The 13,720-nt window shown below is 72.8% G+C and carries 12 protein-coding genes; 3 read left to right on the top strand and 9 right to left on the bottom strand.

The window, feature by feature from the left end; all coding sequences use genetic code 11:
* Window positions 1-78: 78 nt before the first annotated feature.
* Both malQ and ABTZ99_RS23320 read right to left on the bottom strand, forming a co-directional pair.
* Window positions 79-1,986 (bottom strand): 4-alpha-glucanotransferase, encoded by a 1,908-nt coding sequence (gene malQ / locus ABTZ99_RS23325; RefSeq protein ID WP_499613864.1) that lies wholly within the window; start codon window positions 1,984-1,986, stop codon window positions 79-81.
* A gap of 121 nt (window positions 1,987-2,107) precedes the next feature.
* A complete protein-coding gene (locus ABTZ99_RS23320) occupies window positions 2,108-3,031 on the bottom strand; it encodes a LacI family DNA-binding transcriptional regulator (protein ID WP_499613938.1) in 924 nt (307 codons plus the stop codon).
* 109 nt (window positions 3,032-3,140) lie between these two features.
* Here ABTZ99_RS23320 and ABTZ99_RS23315 point away from each other — a divergent pair, with 109 nt between their 5' ends.
* Window positions 3,141-3,605, top strand: coding sequence for a peroxiredoxin (locus tag ABTZ99_RS23315; RefSeq protein WP_499613861.1), 465 nt, complete (start codon window positions 3,141-3,143; stop codon window positions 3,603-3,605).
* Window positions 3,606-3,614: 9 nt separating this feature from the next.
* On the opposite strand, the gene ABTZ99_RS23310 is transcribed toward ABTZ99_RS23315, so the two are convergent.
* From ABTZ99_RS23310 to ABTZ99_RS23280, 7 genes are all read right to left on the bottom strand, one after another.
* Window positions 3,615-4,196, bottom strand: a complete 582-nt coding sequence (locus ABTZ99_RS23310; RefSeq protein WP_498784204.1) for a TetR/AcrR family transcriptional regulator — start codon at window positions 4,194-4,196, stop codon at window positions 3,615-3,617.
* A gap of 2 nt (window positions 4,197-4,198) precedes the next feature.
* Entirely contained in the window at window positions 4,199-5,149 is a 951-nt protein-coding gene (locus tag ABTZ99_RS23305) for an LLM class F420-dependent oxidoreductase (RefSeq protein ID WP_498784206.1), read from the bottom strand.
* 279 nt (window positions 5,150-5,428) lie between these two features.
* Complete coding sequence (locus tag ABTZ99_RS23300; RefSeq protein WP_498784208.1) at window positions 5,429-6,370, bottom strand: M23 family metallopeptidase; 942 nt, start codon at window positions 6,368-6,370, stop codon at window positions 5,429-5,431.
* 291 nt (window positions 6,371-6,661) lie between these two features.
* A complete protein-coding gene (locus ABTZ99_RS23295) occupies window positions 6,662-8,776 on the bottom strand; it encodes a transglycosylase domain-containing protein (protein WP_498784210.1) in 2,115 nt (704 codons plus the stop codon).
* Window positions 8,777-9,207: 431 nt separating this feature from the next.
* Entirely contained in the window at window positions 9,208-10,281 is a 1,074-nt protein-coding gene (locus ABTZ99_RS23290) for a PfkB family carbohydrate kinase (RefSeq protein ID WP_499613856.1), read from the bottom strand.
* A 22-nt stretch (window positions 10,282-10,303) separates the two neighbouring features.
* On the bottom strand, window positions 10,304-11,002 hold the full coding sequence (shbA, locus tag ABTZ99_RS23285) for an RNA polymerase sigma factor ShbA (protein WP_498784214.1): 699 nt from the start codon (window positions 11,000-11,002) through the stop codon (window positions 10,304-10,306).
* Window positions 11,003-11,180: 178 nt separating this feature from the next.
* Window positions 11,181-12,428, bottom strand: a complete 1,248-nt coding sequence (locus ABTZ99_RS23280) for a class I SAM-dependent methyltransferase (RefSeq protein WP_499613853.1) — start codon at window positions 12,426-12,428, stop codon at window positions 11,181-11,183.
* Window positions 12,429-12,649: 221 nt separating this feature from the next.
* Between ABTZ99_RS23280 and ABTZ99_RS23275 the strand changes: the two genes are divergently transcribed.
* Both ABTZ99_RS23275 and ABTZ99_RS23270 read left to right on the top strand, forming a co-directional pair.
* The gene (locus tag ABTZ99_RS23275; protein ID WP_498784216.1) at window positions 12,650-13,495 is read left to right on the top strand and encodes an alpha/beta fold hydrolase; all 846 of its coding nucleotides are present in this window, start codon (window positions 12,650-12,652) and stop codon (window positions 13,493-13,495) included.
* Window positions 13,496-13,532: 37 nt separating this feature from the next.
* Entirely contained in the window at window positions 13,533-13,718 is a 186-nt protein-coding gene (locus tag ABTZ99_RS23270; RefSeq protein WP_498784218.1) for a helix-turn-helix domain-containing protein, read from the top strand.
* Window positions 13,719-13,720: the final 2 nt, after the last annotated feature.

The following is a 13,720-nucleotide window of genomic DNA, read 5'->3' as shown; positions in this document are numbered from 1 at the left end:
TACCTCCAACCATGGCGCGGGTGACTGGCTGACGATACTCCGCGGCCGGGCCGCGCGCTGTGACGTGCACGTTGCGCTTCACCGCGCACCGGACCCGCCCGCCGCGGACGGGCGGGAGCCCGCCAGCGCGCCCGCCACCCGCCGCACGCCCGGGTCGTCGAACAGGTCGGCGAGCGCCAGGGGCAGCGGGATGCGCCAGTTCGGGTACTGGTCTGTGGTGCCCGGCAGGTTCGGCTGGCGCGTCTCGCCCAGCGCGTCCTGCGGCGATGTCAGCACGAGCACGGAACGGACCTTCGCGAGCAGAGCGTGGAACCCGGTAACCAAGTCATCGGCAGGCACACCTTCCTGCTTGAGGAGTTCGAGCAACTCGGCCCGCTCTCGCTCGGCTGCCTGATATTCCCCGTCCACCGGCCCGTCAAACTGCCCCAGCTCGGCTCGCACCCGAACGTGTTCGGCGGCGAGGAACCCGGCCACCGTCGGCAGGTCGTGGGTGGAGATGCTCGCCATCGCCGACGCGGTCCACTTCTCCGGCGGGATGAGCGGGTGGTCCGGCAGGTCGTACTCGCGCTGGAACCACAGCACGGCCGAGCTGAGCATCCCGTGCTCGTGCAACGCCTCGGTGACCTTCGGCTCCACCGTGCCCAGGTCCTCGCCCACGACGACGGCGCCCGCCCGGTGCGCCTCCAGCGTCAGCACGGCGAGCATCGCGTCCGGGTCGTAGTGGACGTACGTGCCGCGCCCGGGCGCCTCGCCCGGCGGGATCCACCACAGCCGCCACAGGCCCGCGACGTGGTCGATGCGGATGCCGTCCGCGTGCCGCAGCACGCTGCGCACCACGGCCCGGAACGGCTCGTAGCCCTGCTCGGCGAGCCGGTCGGGCCGCCACGGCGGCAGGCCCCAGTCCTGGCCGAGGCGGCTGAACGCGTCCGGCGGCGCGCCGACCGTGACGTCCGCGGCGAACGCGTCCCGCACGGCCCACGTGTCCGCCCCGCCGGGGTGCACGCCGACCGGCAGGTCGTGCACGACGCCGACGGGCATGCCCGCGTCGCGCGCGGCCCGGCGCGCGGCGGCCAGCTGCTGCTCGCACAGCTCCTGCAACCACGCGTGGAACGCCACCCGTTCGGGGTCGGCGGTGGCCGTGGCCGGGTCGCGCTGCGCCGGCGGCCACTCGCGCCAGTCGGGGCCGTGCGCCTCGGCCAGCGCGCAGAACCGGGCGAAGTCCAGCAGGTCGCTCTCGGGCGCGCGGTGCTCCTCGTGCCGCCAGAGCAGTTCGAGCGCCTTGGCCTTGGCGGTCCACACGGCGTCGTAGTCGATCAGTTCGGTGTCGTTGGGCGGGCGCAGCGCGTCGATCTCCGCGCGGGTCGCGGCGTCGGCGGCCCGGTAGGCCGGGATGTCGGAGATCCGCAGGTAGAGCGGGTTGGCGAAGCGGCGGCTCGACGGCGAGTAGGGCGAGCGCTCCACCGGCAGGGTGGGGCTGATCGCCTGCACCGGGTTGACCAGCAGCACGCCCGCGCCGAGCTCGGTCGCGCTGCGCCGGGCCAGGGTCGCCAGGTCGGCGTAGTCGCCCATGCCCCACGACTGCGCCGAGCGCATCGCGTAGAGCTGGAGCATCCAACCCCACGCCCGGGGGACGGGCGGGAGCTTGCGCGGCGCGACGATCACGGTCCGCGCACCGAGCCGGTGGTAGCCGAGCGGCAGCGCGGCGGGCAGCTCGACCCGGCCGCCGTCCTCCAGCTCGACCGTGCGGGTTCCTTCCGGGCCGCTCTCGTCCAGCACCTCGCCCTCGCGCAGGACGACCGTGCTCGGGGGTGGTTTCGGCGCGGCGAGCGCGCGTCGCACCGCCTCCGGCGTCGAGGCGTCCACGTCCAGCTGCGCGAGCACCGCGACGACCACGTCGGGGTCGACGTCCGCTCGGCGTTGGTTGGCGTCCTCGTAGTGGGTGGCCACGCCGTGGGCCTCGGCCAGTGCCGCGAGCTCGTCGTCCACGTCGGACAGCTTCGCCTTCCCCGTCGGTTCGAATCCAGACCGGTGACAGGTGGTCACCCGAAGGTTGCAGGAGGTTGCCCGTGGTTGATAACCCAGCCGAGTGACGTCCAAACCTCGACGGTCACACTTCGCGCGCCGGACCGGTCGATTCGCGCACCACGAGCCGCACCGACGGCGGCTCGGTCTCGTCCCGCTCGCCGCGCAACCGGGTCAGCAGCACCTCGACGGCGTGCTCGCCGCGCTCGCGCCACGCGCCCTCCACCGCCGTCATGCCGACGGCGCGCGCCAGGTCCGTGCCCTCCAGGCTGACGATCGACACGTCGCCGGGCACGTCGCGCCCGTCGCGGCGCAGCCGCAGGAACACGCCGAGCGCCACCTCGCCGCTCGTGCTGATCACCGCGGACGGCAGGCGCTCGCCGTCCAGCAGCGCGTCCACCACCTGCTCGCCGCCCGCCACCGTCGAGGACGACCACAGCGTCCACTCCGGACGGAGCGCCAGGCCCCGCTCGAGGAGCACTTCGTCGTAGGACTCGTCGATGTCGCCGGCGAGGACCAGCGCGACGTCGCGGTGGCCCGCCGCGGTGAGGTGGCCGACGGCCAGCCGCAGCGCCTCGCGCAGGTCGTCGTCCCACACCGCGACCACGGGCACGTCCAGGCCCGCCAGCGCGGCGTCCTCGGCGTCGGTGAGGTTGACCGCCAGCGCCAGCACGCCGTCGACCCGCCGGGCCAGCGGCAGCTCCTCGAAGAACCGCTCGCGCGCCTCGTCGTCGCGCAGCACGTAGAGCAGCACGTCGTACCCGGCCTGCCGCAACGCGCCCTCCGCGCCCGCGAGCAGGTCGCCGCGGCCGACGTCGGCCGTGAGCACCGCGACGGCGTACCGGCGCCCGCCCGCGAGGCTGGAGGCGTCCCGGGCGATCGCGTACCGCATGCGCTTGGCGACCTCGGTGACGTACCGGCGGGTCGCGTCGGACACGCCGGGCTCGCCGCGCAGCGCGCGCGACACCGTCGCCGCGGACACACCGGCGGCCCGCGCCACGTCGGACATGCTCGTCAACTCACACCTCCCGGCCTGGTACGAGATTAGCGAGAACCGTACGGTTGCCTCGTCGCGAGCACCCTGCGAGACGTGATCGACACCCTGCGGAAGGACTGCCATGAAGGCCGGCGACCAGGCACCCGACTTCACCCTGCCCGACCAGGACGGCACGTCGCGCGCGCTGTCCGACCTGCTCGCCGACGGGCCGGTGGTGCTGTTCTTCTACCCCGCCGCGATGACCTCCGGGTGCACCGCGGAGAGCTGCCACTTCCGCGACCTGGCGACCGAGTTCGCCGAGGTCGGGGCGCAGCGGGTGGGCATCAGCCCGGACTCCGTGCAGCGGCAGAACCAGTTCGCCGCCCTGCACGACTTCGACTACCCGCTGCTGTCGGACGTCGACGGCGAGGTGGCCGCGGCGTTCGGCGTGAAGCGCCGCTTCGGCCCGCTGCCCGTGAAGCGGCACACGTTCGTCATCGACACCGACCGCACCGTGATCGAAGTCATCAAATCCGAGTTCGCCATGAACGCGCACGCCGACAAGGCGCTGACCGCGCTGCGCGAACGGGCCAACCGCGCGGGCTGACCCCCGCCGTCACGGCCGCAGCCCGGCGAGCACGAAGTCGGCGATCTCGGCGCCGAGCCGCGCCGGCGACTTGGGCCCGTCCGGCCGGTACCAGGTCGGCAGCTGGTTGACCACGCCCAGCGCGATCAGGACCACCGTGTCGGCGGGCACGGCCGAGCCGAACTCGCCGTCCCGCTGGGCCTGCTCGACCACCGACCGGAACGTCTCGTGGTAGCGCCGCCGCTCGGACCGGAAGGCGGCCATCCGGTCCGCGTCGAGCCGGTGCATCTCGCGCACGAACACCGCGGTCTCGTCCACGCTGTCGGCCGTCGTCTCGACCAGGCTGACCACGATCCGCCGCACCGTGGTGGCCGCGTCCAGCCCGGCCGCCACGATCGCGTCGAGGTCCGCCATCTGCCGCCCGATCAGGGAGCGGTAGATCTCGAACAGCAGGTCGTCCTTGGAGCCGAAGTAGTGGTAGAGCGCGCCCTTGGTGACCGAGGCGGCCTCGACGACCTCCTGCACGGTCGTCGCGTCGAACCCCTTGGCGGCGAACAACCGCACGGCCGCGCCCACGATCCGCTCGGGCGTCGCCCCGGTCCGCCGCGCCACGGTCAGGCCCCCGGCGCCAGCGCGCGCACCAGGTCGAACTGGTCCGCGCCGGTGGGCAGCAGGGCGATGACGGGCGTGTCGACGCCGTTGGACGCGTATTTGGCCACGCGCGCGCGGCACTCGTCCACGCTGCCGTGCACGATCAGCGCGTCCACCACCTCGTCCGGGATGAGCGCGGCGGCGCCACGCCGGTCGCCGGACGCCCACGCCTCGTGCATCGGGCGCAGCGCCTCGCCCCGGCCGAGCCAGTCGTGGAACGCCGCGTAGACGGGGACGGTCAGGTAGGTGCTGATCAGCATGCGGCCCAGCGCGCGGGCGGCGTCGGCGTCCTCGGTCGGGCACACGAAGATCCGGGCGGCCAGCTCGCCGCCGCTCATCTCGGCGCGCACCTTGGGCACGTCGTCGGCGGCGAGCCAGTTCGTGATGGCGCCGTCGGCCTCGCGGCCGGCCAGCCGCAGCATCCCGGGGCGCAGCGCGGCCAGCATGATCGGCACCGGCTGCTCGGGCGCGCGCTCCAGCTTGAAGCCGCGCACGGCGAACGTCTCGTACTCCTCGGACACCTTCTCTCCCGCCAGCGCGGCCTTGAGGAACCGCAGCGTGTCCCGGGTGCGCTTGAACGGCTCGCTGAACGGCACGCCGTTCCACCGCTCGACGATCGCGGGCGAGGACGACCCGATGCCCAGCACGAACCGCCCGCCGGACACCTCGGCCAGCGTCGCGGCGGTCATGGCCAGCGTCGCCGGCCCGCGCGTGTAGACGGGCGCGATGGCGGTGCCGAGCCGGACGCGGTCGGACCACTGCGCGGCGAGCGCCAGCGGCGTGAACGCGTCGGTGCCCGCGGTCTCGGCCGACCACACGTCGGTGTAGCCGAGCTCGGCGAGTTCGGCCACCAGCGCGCGGTGGTCGAGCACCGGCACGCCCGTCAGCGGCAGGGTGATTCCCCAACGACCCACGATCGCCTCCCTGAAGGTGTCCGGCCGCCACCGTACCTCAGGTACCGACCAGTCGGTATGCCATGGCCGCACGGCCGGGTGACGCAGCACACGTGCCACCCACCCCCGGGTCGGGTACCCGGACGGTGCGCAGACCGCCCCGAACGCCGTTCTGCCCCGCCGGAGTGAGCCCGGCGGGGCAGAACGTGGTACGCGCCGACAAGCCCGTCGTGCGTGGTGGCCCAGGCGCGGGGTTCGCGCGTGTCTAGCGTCAGCGCGCTTGCCGCGGTGCGCGAGGTCTCAGAGGGAGATGCCGCGCTCGCCCAGCCAGCCGACCGGGTCGATCTTCTGCGAGCCGTTGATCCACACCTCGAAGTGCAGGTGGGGTCCGGTGGACTGGCCGCGGTTGCCCATGGTGGCGATCTGCTGGCCCGCGTGGACCTGCTGACCGGCCGACACGAGGGTCTCGTTGACGTGGCCGTAGACGGTGATGGTGCCGTCGTTGTGCTGCACGCGCACCCACAGGCCGAAGCCGGACGCCGGGCCCGCCTCGACCACGACGCCGTCCATCGCGGACAGGATCGGGGTGCCGATGGAGTTCGCGATGTCCACGCCGTAGTGCGTCGTGCCCCAGCGGGCGCCGAAGCCGGACGTGAACGAGCCCTCGGCGGGCTTGGCGACCGTCGGACGCCGTGCCGCGGCGGCAGCGGCCTCCTCGGCGGCCTTCTGCTCGGCCGCCCGGGCCTGCTCCTCGGCGATCCGGGCGTTCTCGGCGTCGACGCGGGCCTGCTCGGCCGCCGCGGCCTCCTGCTGCCGCTTCTGCTCGGCCTGCCGGGCGACGAAGCCCTCGGACGCGTGGCGGATCGCCTGGTCGACGTGCTGCCGGACGAGGAGCCCTTCGGAGCGCATCAGCTTCGCCGCCTCGAACGCGGGGTCGACGGCGTGCACCGTGCGGACGTCGGCCTGTCGGGGTGCCGAGCTGTGGACGAGCGCCGCCGCCAGGTCCGAGCTGGCGCCGACCGGGAGGAACCGGGTGTCGCCACCGTCGAACCCGCCGCCGGCGGCGCCCACGCCGGTGGCGAGGGCGCCTGCCGCGACCACTGCGGCCGCGACCCGGCCACTGACGGGCTTCCGATCGCACTCGGCGCGATGGGAGCGGTTGCGGGACGGGGTGCGGGGCGCGAGGAACGCGCGTCGACCGTCCGCTTTCGTGTGCCGTGCCAAGGTAGTGCCTTCCTGCATCGGGGAGCACGGCCCGGCCACAGGGACACCTGGCGGGGGATCCAGGCTGGCGGCGCTTTCGGGGAGCGACGCCGTGTCCCTATGGTGACCGAACCGTGACATGCGGCGGGGACCGTAACCCGATGTAACAAGAAAGGGCAAGCCTCAGCACTACGACTAGTGCTTTTTGGTGACACACCCCACTGATCGTCACACTACGTGTTCGAGTAACCGTAAGTTCCGTATCAGGCCGTTATAAAAGCCCAGGTCAGAGGCAACTTTGGGCGTGACGTAACCCGTGACGAAGGTCGACTACCGGTAGCGCGGGTTCACCGGCGGCAGGTCGGCCGGGGGCTTGCCCTCGTGGATCACCCGCATGGCGTTGAACCACGTCGGCGCAGCCACCTGACCACCGTAAACACCGCCGGCGTCGTTCGTGCCGCACAGCCTCGGCGGGGTGCCGTTGCAGATCACCTGCGGCGCCACCCCATCGGTGAACGTCATGACCGCCCCGGCGAACTGCGGAGTGGCGCCCATGAACGCCACGGACCAGTGGTTCTCGGTGGTGCCGGTCTTGCCGATCATCGGCCGGTTCCAGCCGGACGCCGCGCCCGCCGCCGTGCCGCCGGGCTTGGTGTCCGCGCTCATGCCGACGGCCAGCGCGTTCGCCACCTCGGGCGCGACGGCCTGGTCGCACGGCGCTTCCTTCAGCTGCACGGGCCGGCCGTTGCGGTCGACGACCTTCTCCACCGGCGTCGGCGGGCACCACTTGCCGCCGCTCACGATCGTCGCCGCGACGTTCGACAGCTCCAGCACGCTGGTCGGGCCCGCGCCGAGGGTGAACGAGCCGCTGTTGTCCCGCTTGTAGACGTCGCCCTGGGACGGGCCGTTGGAGCCGTCGGCCTTGAGCGGGTCGCCGCGCCAGTCGACGCCCTGCATCGACTCGCGCAACCCGAGCCGGTAGGCCATGTCGACCACGTTGTTCAGCCCGGCCTTCTCCTCCAGGATGATGAACGCGGTGTTGGGCGACTGGGCCAGCGCCTCGGTCAAGGTCATCTTTTCCTTGTAGTCGCCCGCGTTCTTGACCGTGTAGGGCTTGCTGCCGTCCTTGTAGACCTTCGAGGTGTAGGTCTTCGGCACGTCGATCTGCTTGTCGATGCCCGTGACGCCGCGCTCCAGCGCCGACGCGGCGGTGAACACCTTGTAGATCGAGCCCGCGCCGAACTTGGTCACCTCGGCGGGGATGGAGTAGGCGCTCTGCCCGGCGTCGGCGTTGTTGCCGAAGTCGCGGTTGGCGGCCAGCGCGCGCACCCGGTGCTTGTCCGCGCCCGGCTCCACCACGGCCATCGCGTTGGCGATGCCCGGCTGGGTCTTGGGCACCTGCGCCATGGCCGCGTCCTTGGCCGCGCGGGTCGCGACCGGGTCCATCGTGGTGGTGATCGTGTACCCGCCGCGCAGCAGCTCCTCGGTCGGGAGGCCCGCCTTCTCCAGGTAGTCGACCAGGTAGCGGCAGAAGAAGCCGTAGACCGGGCCGTCGCCCGCGCCGACGCAGCCGTTGGGCAGCAGCTTCAGGTCGGGGACGACGCCGATGTCGGTGGCCTTGTACTCGGCGGCCTTCTCGTCGGCGACCTTCGCGTCGGGGCCGAACGCGCCGTTGTCGCGCATCCGGTCGATCACGGTGTTGCGGCGCTTGATCGCGGCGTCCACGTCGGAGCCCGGGTTGAGCCTGCTCGGCTCGTTGACCAGGCCGGCGAGCATCGCGGCCTGCGGCACGGTCAGCTTGTCCGGGGTGGTGTCGAAGTAGGTGCGGGCGGCCGCGCCGACGCCGAACGCGCCGTTGCCGAACGGGACGACGTTGAGGTAGGCGGTGAGGATCTCGTCCTTGCTCATCTTCTGCTCGAGCTGGGTGGCGATCCGGGCCTCGCTGATCTTGCGGCCCAACGTCACCTCGGTCGCCTTCTCGTAAGCCTCCTCCGAGCCCTTGCCGACCACGAAGGCGAGGTAGTTCTTCACGTACTGCTGGGTCAGGGTCGAGGCGCCCTGGGTGGTCTCGCCGTCGACGCCCGCCTTGGCGGCGGCACGGGCGATGCCCTGCCAGTCCACGCCCTTGTGCTCGAAGAACCGCTTGTCCTCGATCGCGATGATCGCGGCCTTCATCGTGTCCGCGATGCCCTCGGACGGCACGGGCACCCGGTACTGGTCGTAGAGGTAGGCGATCGGCTGGCCGTGCATGTCCAGCACGGTCGTCACGAGGGGCAGCTCGGCCTTGGTCAACTCACCGGAGGTCTGGTCCACCGTGTCCGCGGCCCGGTTGGACGCCAGGCCGAGACCCCCGACCACCGGGAACAGCACCGCCGCGACGAGCACGCCCGCCATCAGGCACAACCCCACCAACTTGACCAGACCTGTCGCGCGCGCGGCGAACACCGACCAGCAACCCCTTCCACAACCCCGCGGGAACCCCCACTGACTAAGTCGCACGAAGAGCACCGCGGGTTGCTCCGCGAGGAGCAGAAGTTTCGGGCGCGATCTTCGACGACGGTTGTCGAAGTTACTCCTGCCCACCGGAGCCCGTGGTCAAACCCCACTGGGCCGGACGGCGGAGCCCGCCAGGCACGGCGAGGTGATCAGCCTCACGCCCACCCGGCGGCACGCCCACCCCCGTCGGCGCCGGGTCCGATCGGTGCGGCGACAGGTCCATGATCGAACAGGTGTTCGCCGCCGGCAAGATCACGATCGGGTGGTTCCGGCGGGCTTTCCGGCGTGTCGGCGGCGGTGCTCGGTCGGCGGTCCTCAGTCGGCAGCGGCAAGGCAGCGGCGGGCGGTCCGGCGGTGGCGGGCGGCGCGGGTGGTGGTGGTCAGTCGGAGGCGCGTAGGCGGATGGTTGCGCTGGCCCGGCGGACCTCGACCCCCGTGTGGTTCGGCAGCACGTCCTCCAGGAAGCCGTAGCCCTTGAGCTCCTCGTCCGGCCGCCGCGACACCGTCCGCCACCACGTGGCGATGTCCACCCACCCCGGCGCCGACAGCGACCCGCCGAAGTGCTGCACCGACAGCGCGGCGCACAGGTTCGCGAAGCGCACCCGGTCCGCCAGCGGCCAGCCCGACAAGGTCCCGAGCACGAACCCGGCGCCGAACACGTCCCCCGCGCCGGTCGAGTCCAGCGGCGCGACGTTCAGCCCCGGCACGTCCACCACCTCCCCGGTGGCCGAGTCGACCGCCACCGCTCCCCCACCACCCCGCGTCACCACCACCACGGGCACGTGCTCGGCCAACGCCATCGCAGCGCGCTCAGGCGTGTCGCTGCGCGTGTACCGCTGGGCCTCGGCGTCGTTGGGCAGGAACACGTCGTAGTGCTCCAGCCGCCGCAGCAGCTCGGGCGCCCACAGCTCGGTCCGGTCCCACCCGATGTCGGCGAACAGCAGCGCACCCTGCTCCTTCGACTGGGTCACCCACCGCTCGTCCTCGGCGCCCACGTGCACGAAGCACGCCCGCGTCCGCGGCGGCGGGTTCAGGATCTCGTCGGCCGACACCGGCGGCCGGTGGCCGTGCGTCACCATCGACCGGTCGCGGTCCATCGCCATGGAGACGGTCACCGGCGAGTGCCAGCCGTAGTACCGGCGGCAGTAGGTGAGGTCGACGCCCTCCTGCTCGGCCAGCACCTCCCAGCAGAAGTCGCCGTAGGCGTCCTCGCCGAACGCGGCGGACAGCGCGGTCCGCAGTTGCAGCCTGCTCAGCGCCACGGCGAGGTTGGCGATGCCGCCCGGGCACGACCCGAGCCCCTCGGCCCAGACCTCCGTGCCCGGCGCGGGCGGCCGGGGCAGGCCGGTGAAGATGATGTCGAGGAACACCGTCCCGGACAGCAGCACGTCGAACACCGGTTCCGACGCGGGGGGTGAAGCCGACGGAGTCACGAGCGGAGGCGTGGCGGCCATGACCCAACGATGCCAGGCCGGGTCAGCCGTCGACAGCCGCGAACATCTCGCGCATTCGGGCCAGCGCACGGTGCTGCGCGACGCGCACCGCGCCGGCGGTCGAGCCGACGGCCGCCGCCGTCTCCTCCGCCGACAGCCCCACCGCGACCCTGAGCACCAGGATCTCCCGCTGCCGCTCCGGCAGCTTCTGCAGCAGCTGCGCGACGTGGCCGATCAGCTCACCCGTCATGGCCCGCTGCTCCGGCCCGGCCTCCAGGGTCGGCGTGTCCGGCAGCTCGGGCACGACTTCGGCCCGGCTGCGCACCGCGCGTCTTCGCGCGTCGGCCACCTTGTGCGCGGCGATCCCGTACACGAAGGCCAGGAACGAGCCCGGCTCGTAGCGGTACGTGCCCAGCGCCGACACCACGGCCAGGCAGACCTCCTGGGCGATGTCCTCCGCCGAGACGAGCGTGCGCTCCCTCGACCCGACCCTGGCCCGGCAGTAGCGCAGCACCAGCGGCTGGATGCGCGCCAGGAGCTGGCCGATCGCGCGCGGCTCCCCGAGCAGCGCCTCGTCGACCAGCTCGGACAGCTCGGCCTCCGCCAGCCACTGGGCGGTCACCTGTCGCGGGCCCTCGCCGACGACCAGCCTGACCTCGGGCCGACCGGGCACGTCAGCGGCGTAGCGGACCGCGCCGACCCCCACCTCGACGTCGGCCCGCACGGACGCTTGCTGCACCATCCGGCGACCTCCTCACCCTCTGTCGGACCTCCGGCCATCCCGGCTCACTGATGAGGAGCACGCAGCGGGGCTCCTGATACCGCACAGGCCAAAGCCGACCACGATCCGACGCAGCGTGGTCAGGACAGCACCCGACCGTGACGGCGGACGAGCCGTTCGGCCCAGTGACGGTGATCGGCTACTTCACCGCGGCGAACTGGCGGACACCCAGGTAGCCCACCCGGAAGCCCGCTTCGGAGTAGGCCAGGTAGAACTCCCACATCCGCCGGAACGTCTCGTCGAAGCCGAGCGAGGCCACCTCGTCCCACCGGGACAGGAACCGCTCCCGCCACCGGCGCAGGGTCTCGGCGTAGTCGCGGCCGAACTCGCGGCTGTCGACCACCCGCATCGAGGTGTGCTCGCGCACGGCGTCCTCGATCGCCCGGACGGACGGGATCAGGCCGCCGGGGAAGATGTACTTGTGCATCCAGGTGTAGCTGGACGCGCTCGCGAGCATCCGGTCGTGCGGCATGGTGATGGACTGCAGCCCGAACCGGCCGCCGGGGGCCAGCGCCCGGTCGACCGCGGCGAAGTAGGCGGGCCAGTGCTCCGCGCCCACGGCCTCGATCATCTCGACCGACACCACGGCGTCGTACCGGCCGCGTTCCTCCCGGTAGTCGCGCAGGTGGACGGTGACGCGGTCGCCGACACCGGCCTCCTCCGCCCGCCGCACGGCCAGCGCGCGTTGCTCGGCGGAGAGGGTCAGGGAGGTCACGGTCGCGCCGCGCCGCGCGGCCCGGATGGCCAGCGCGCCCCAGCCGGTGCCGATCTCCAGCACCCGGCTGCCCGCGCGCACGCCCGCGTAGTCCAGCACGCCGTCGATCTTGCGCAGCTGCGCGTCGGCCAGCGTGCCGCCGGAGCCGTCGAACCAGGCCGACGAGTAGGTCATCGTGTCGTCGAGGAACACCCGGAACAGGTCGTTGGACAGGTCGTAGTGCCGGTGGACGTTCCGCCGCGCGTTGACGACGTCGTTGCCGTCGGAGGCGGGGTGGCGGCGTTCGACCCAGCGGCGCAGCGGCTGCAGCCCCGGCGGGATCAGGGTGGTCAGCTTCGCCGCGAACGCGGTCAGCAGGTCGGCGAGCGCGGTGGACGTCCAGTCGCCGACCATGTACCCCTCGCCGAACCCGATCTTGACGTCCACGCCGAGCCGGCGGAAGAACGCCTCGGGCCGGTGCACGCGCAGGTCGGGCGCGCCCGGACCGCCCGCGCCGAGCACCTGCCCGCCGGGCAGCAGCACGCGCACCGGCAACGCGCGCACGGCGCGGCGGAACAGGACCTCGGCGATCCGCGCCCGCACGACGGACCGGGGCGGGCTCCACAGGCCGGGCCAGACGCCCTCGCCCGGGCGGGGCAGGTCGAGGGGACGCCGGCTGGTTCTGGGCATCATGTCGGCCACTCCTGGGGCTGCCGGCGCGCGGTGCCCACAACGCCGTGGATCGCCGGCGGCCGTCGGACGGGTGGTGGCGCCGGCCCACGCGTGGCCGGCGCCCTTTCATGGTGGCACCGCCGGTGGTGCGGGCAAGTCGGTGCCGGAGCGGCGGCCCGGCGCGACTTCGGCCCGCCACCGCGCGCGAGAATGCGCACCGGAACACGTGGACCGGTCGAGGGATGGGACTGAAGATCACCGTGATCGAACAGCTGAGCGTGCGGACCGACGAGGGCGACTTCGACGCGATCGCGGCAGGCCCCGAGGACGGCCGGCCGGTGTTGCTGCTGCACGGCTTCCCGGAGGCCGCCGTCGAGTGGGAGCACCAGGTGGCGGTGCTCGGCCGCGAGGGTTTCCGCGCGGTGGCGTTCGACCAGCGCGGCTACTCCCCCGGCGTGCGGCCGGAGCGGGCGGCCGAGTACGGCGTCGACGCGCTGGTCGGCGACGTGCTGGCGGTGGCGGACTCGTTCGGCTGGTCGACCTTCGACCTGGTCGGCCACGACTGGGGCGGCGCGGTGGCGTGGTGGACCGCGGCCGAGCACCCCGAACGGGTGCGGAAGCTCGCCGTGGTGTCCACGCCGCACCCCGGCGCGTTCGCCGAGGCCCTGCGCACCGACGAGGACCAGCACCTGCGGTCCGGGTACATGACCGACTGGCGCAACGGCGGCACCGAGCAGCGGATGCTGGCCGACGACGGCGCGGCGCTGCGGCAGATGTTCGAGTGGCGGGTGCCGCCGAGCCGGGTGGACGAGTACGTGCGGCGGCTGTCCGAGCCGGGCGCGCTGACGGCCGCGCTGAACTGGTACCGCGCCGGGCGTCCGGGCGGCAAGGCCGGGAAGGTGTCCGTGCCCACGATGTACGTGTGGAGCACCGAGGACGTGGCGTTCGGGTCGACGGCGGCGTTGAGCACCGGCGACTGGGTCACCGGCCCGTACCGGTTCGAGATGCTGGAGGACGTGTCGCACTGGGTGCCGGAAGAGGCGCCGGAGGCGTTGACGGCACTCCTTTTGGAGCATCTCGCGTCCTGATTGAACCGCTGCCGCGCCGCCGCACGTGTTCTCGCGTATGACGGAGTTGACCTACTCGGAGCGCAGGGTCGCGACCCTCGCCGCGTGTGGCCACAGCAACCGGGCGATCGCGATGCGGTTGCACATCACCGTGAGCACGGTGGAACAGCACCTGACCAGGGTCTACCGCAAGCTGGCGGTGGCCAGCCGGGCGGAGTTGAGGGGGCACGAGGCCCTAGTGTGACC

Source organism: Actinosynnema sp. NPDC002837 (genome assembly GCF_040295345.1).
GTDB lineage: Bacteria > Actinomycetota > Actinomycetes > Mycobacteriales > Pseudonocardiaceae > Actinosynnema.
Note: the sequence above shows the minus strand (reverse complement) of the source record. Positions and strands in the feature narration are given on the sequence as shown.

What these genes read in the sequence shown, in the direction of transcription:
- ABTZ99_RS23320 (WP_499613938.1), bottom strand. Translation starts at nt 3,031, where the DNA reads ATGTCCGACGTGGCGCGGGCCGCCGGTGTGTCCGCGGCGACGGTGTCG.
- ABTZ99_RS23315 (WP_499613861.1), top strand. Translation starts at nt 3,141, where the DNA reads ATGAAGGCCGGCGACCAGGCACCCGACTTCACCCTGCCCGACCAGGAC.
- ABTZ99_RS23300 (WP_498784208.1), bottom strand. Translation starts at nt 6,370, where the DNA reads ATGCAGGAAGGCACTACCTTGGCACGGCACACGAAAGCGGACGGTCGA.
- ABTZ99_RS23290 (WP_499613856.1), bottom strand. Translation starts at nt 10,281, where the DNA reads ATGGCCGCCACGCCTCCGCTCGTGACTCCGTCGGCTTCACCCCCCGCG.
- shbA (WP_498784214.1), bottom strand. Translation starts at nt 11,002, where the DNA reads ATGGTGCAGCAAGCGTCCGTGCGGGCCGACGTCGAGGTGGGGGTCGGC.
- ABTZ99_RS23280 (WP_499613853.1), bottom strand. Translation starts at nt 12,428, where the DNA reads ATGATGCCCAGAACCAGCCGGCGTCCCCTCGACCTGCCCCGCCCGGGC.
- ABTZ99_RS23275 (WP_498784216.1), top strand. Translation starts at nt 12,650, where the DNA reads ATGGGACTGAAGATCACCGTGATCGAACAGCTGAGCGTGCGGACCGAC.
- ABTZ99_RS23270 (WP_498784218.1), top strand. Translation starts at nt 13,533, where the DNA reads ATGACGGAGTTGACCTACTCGGAGCGCAGGGTCGCGACCCTCGCCGCG.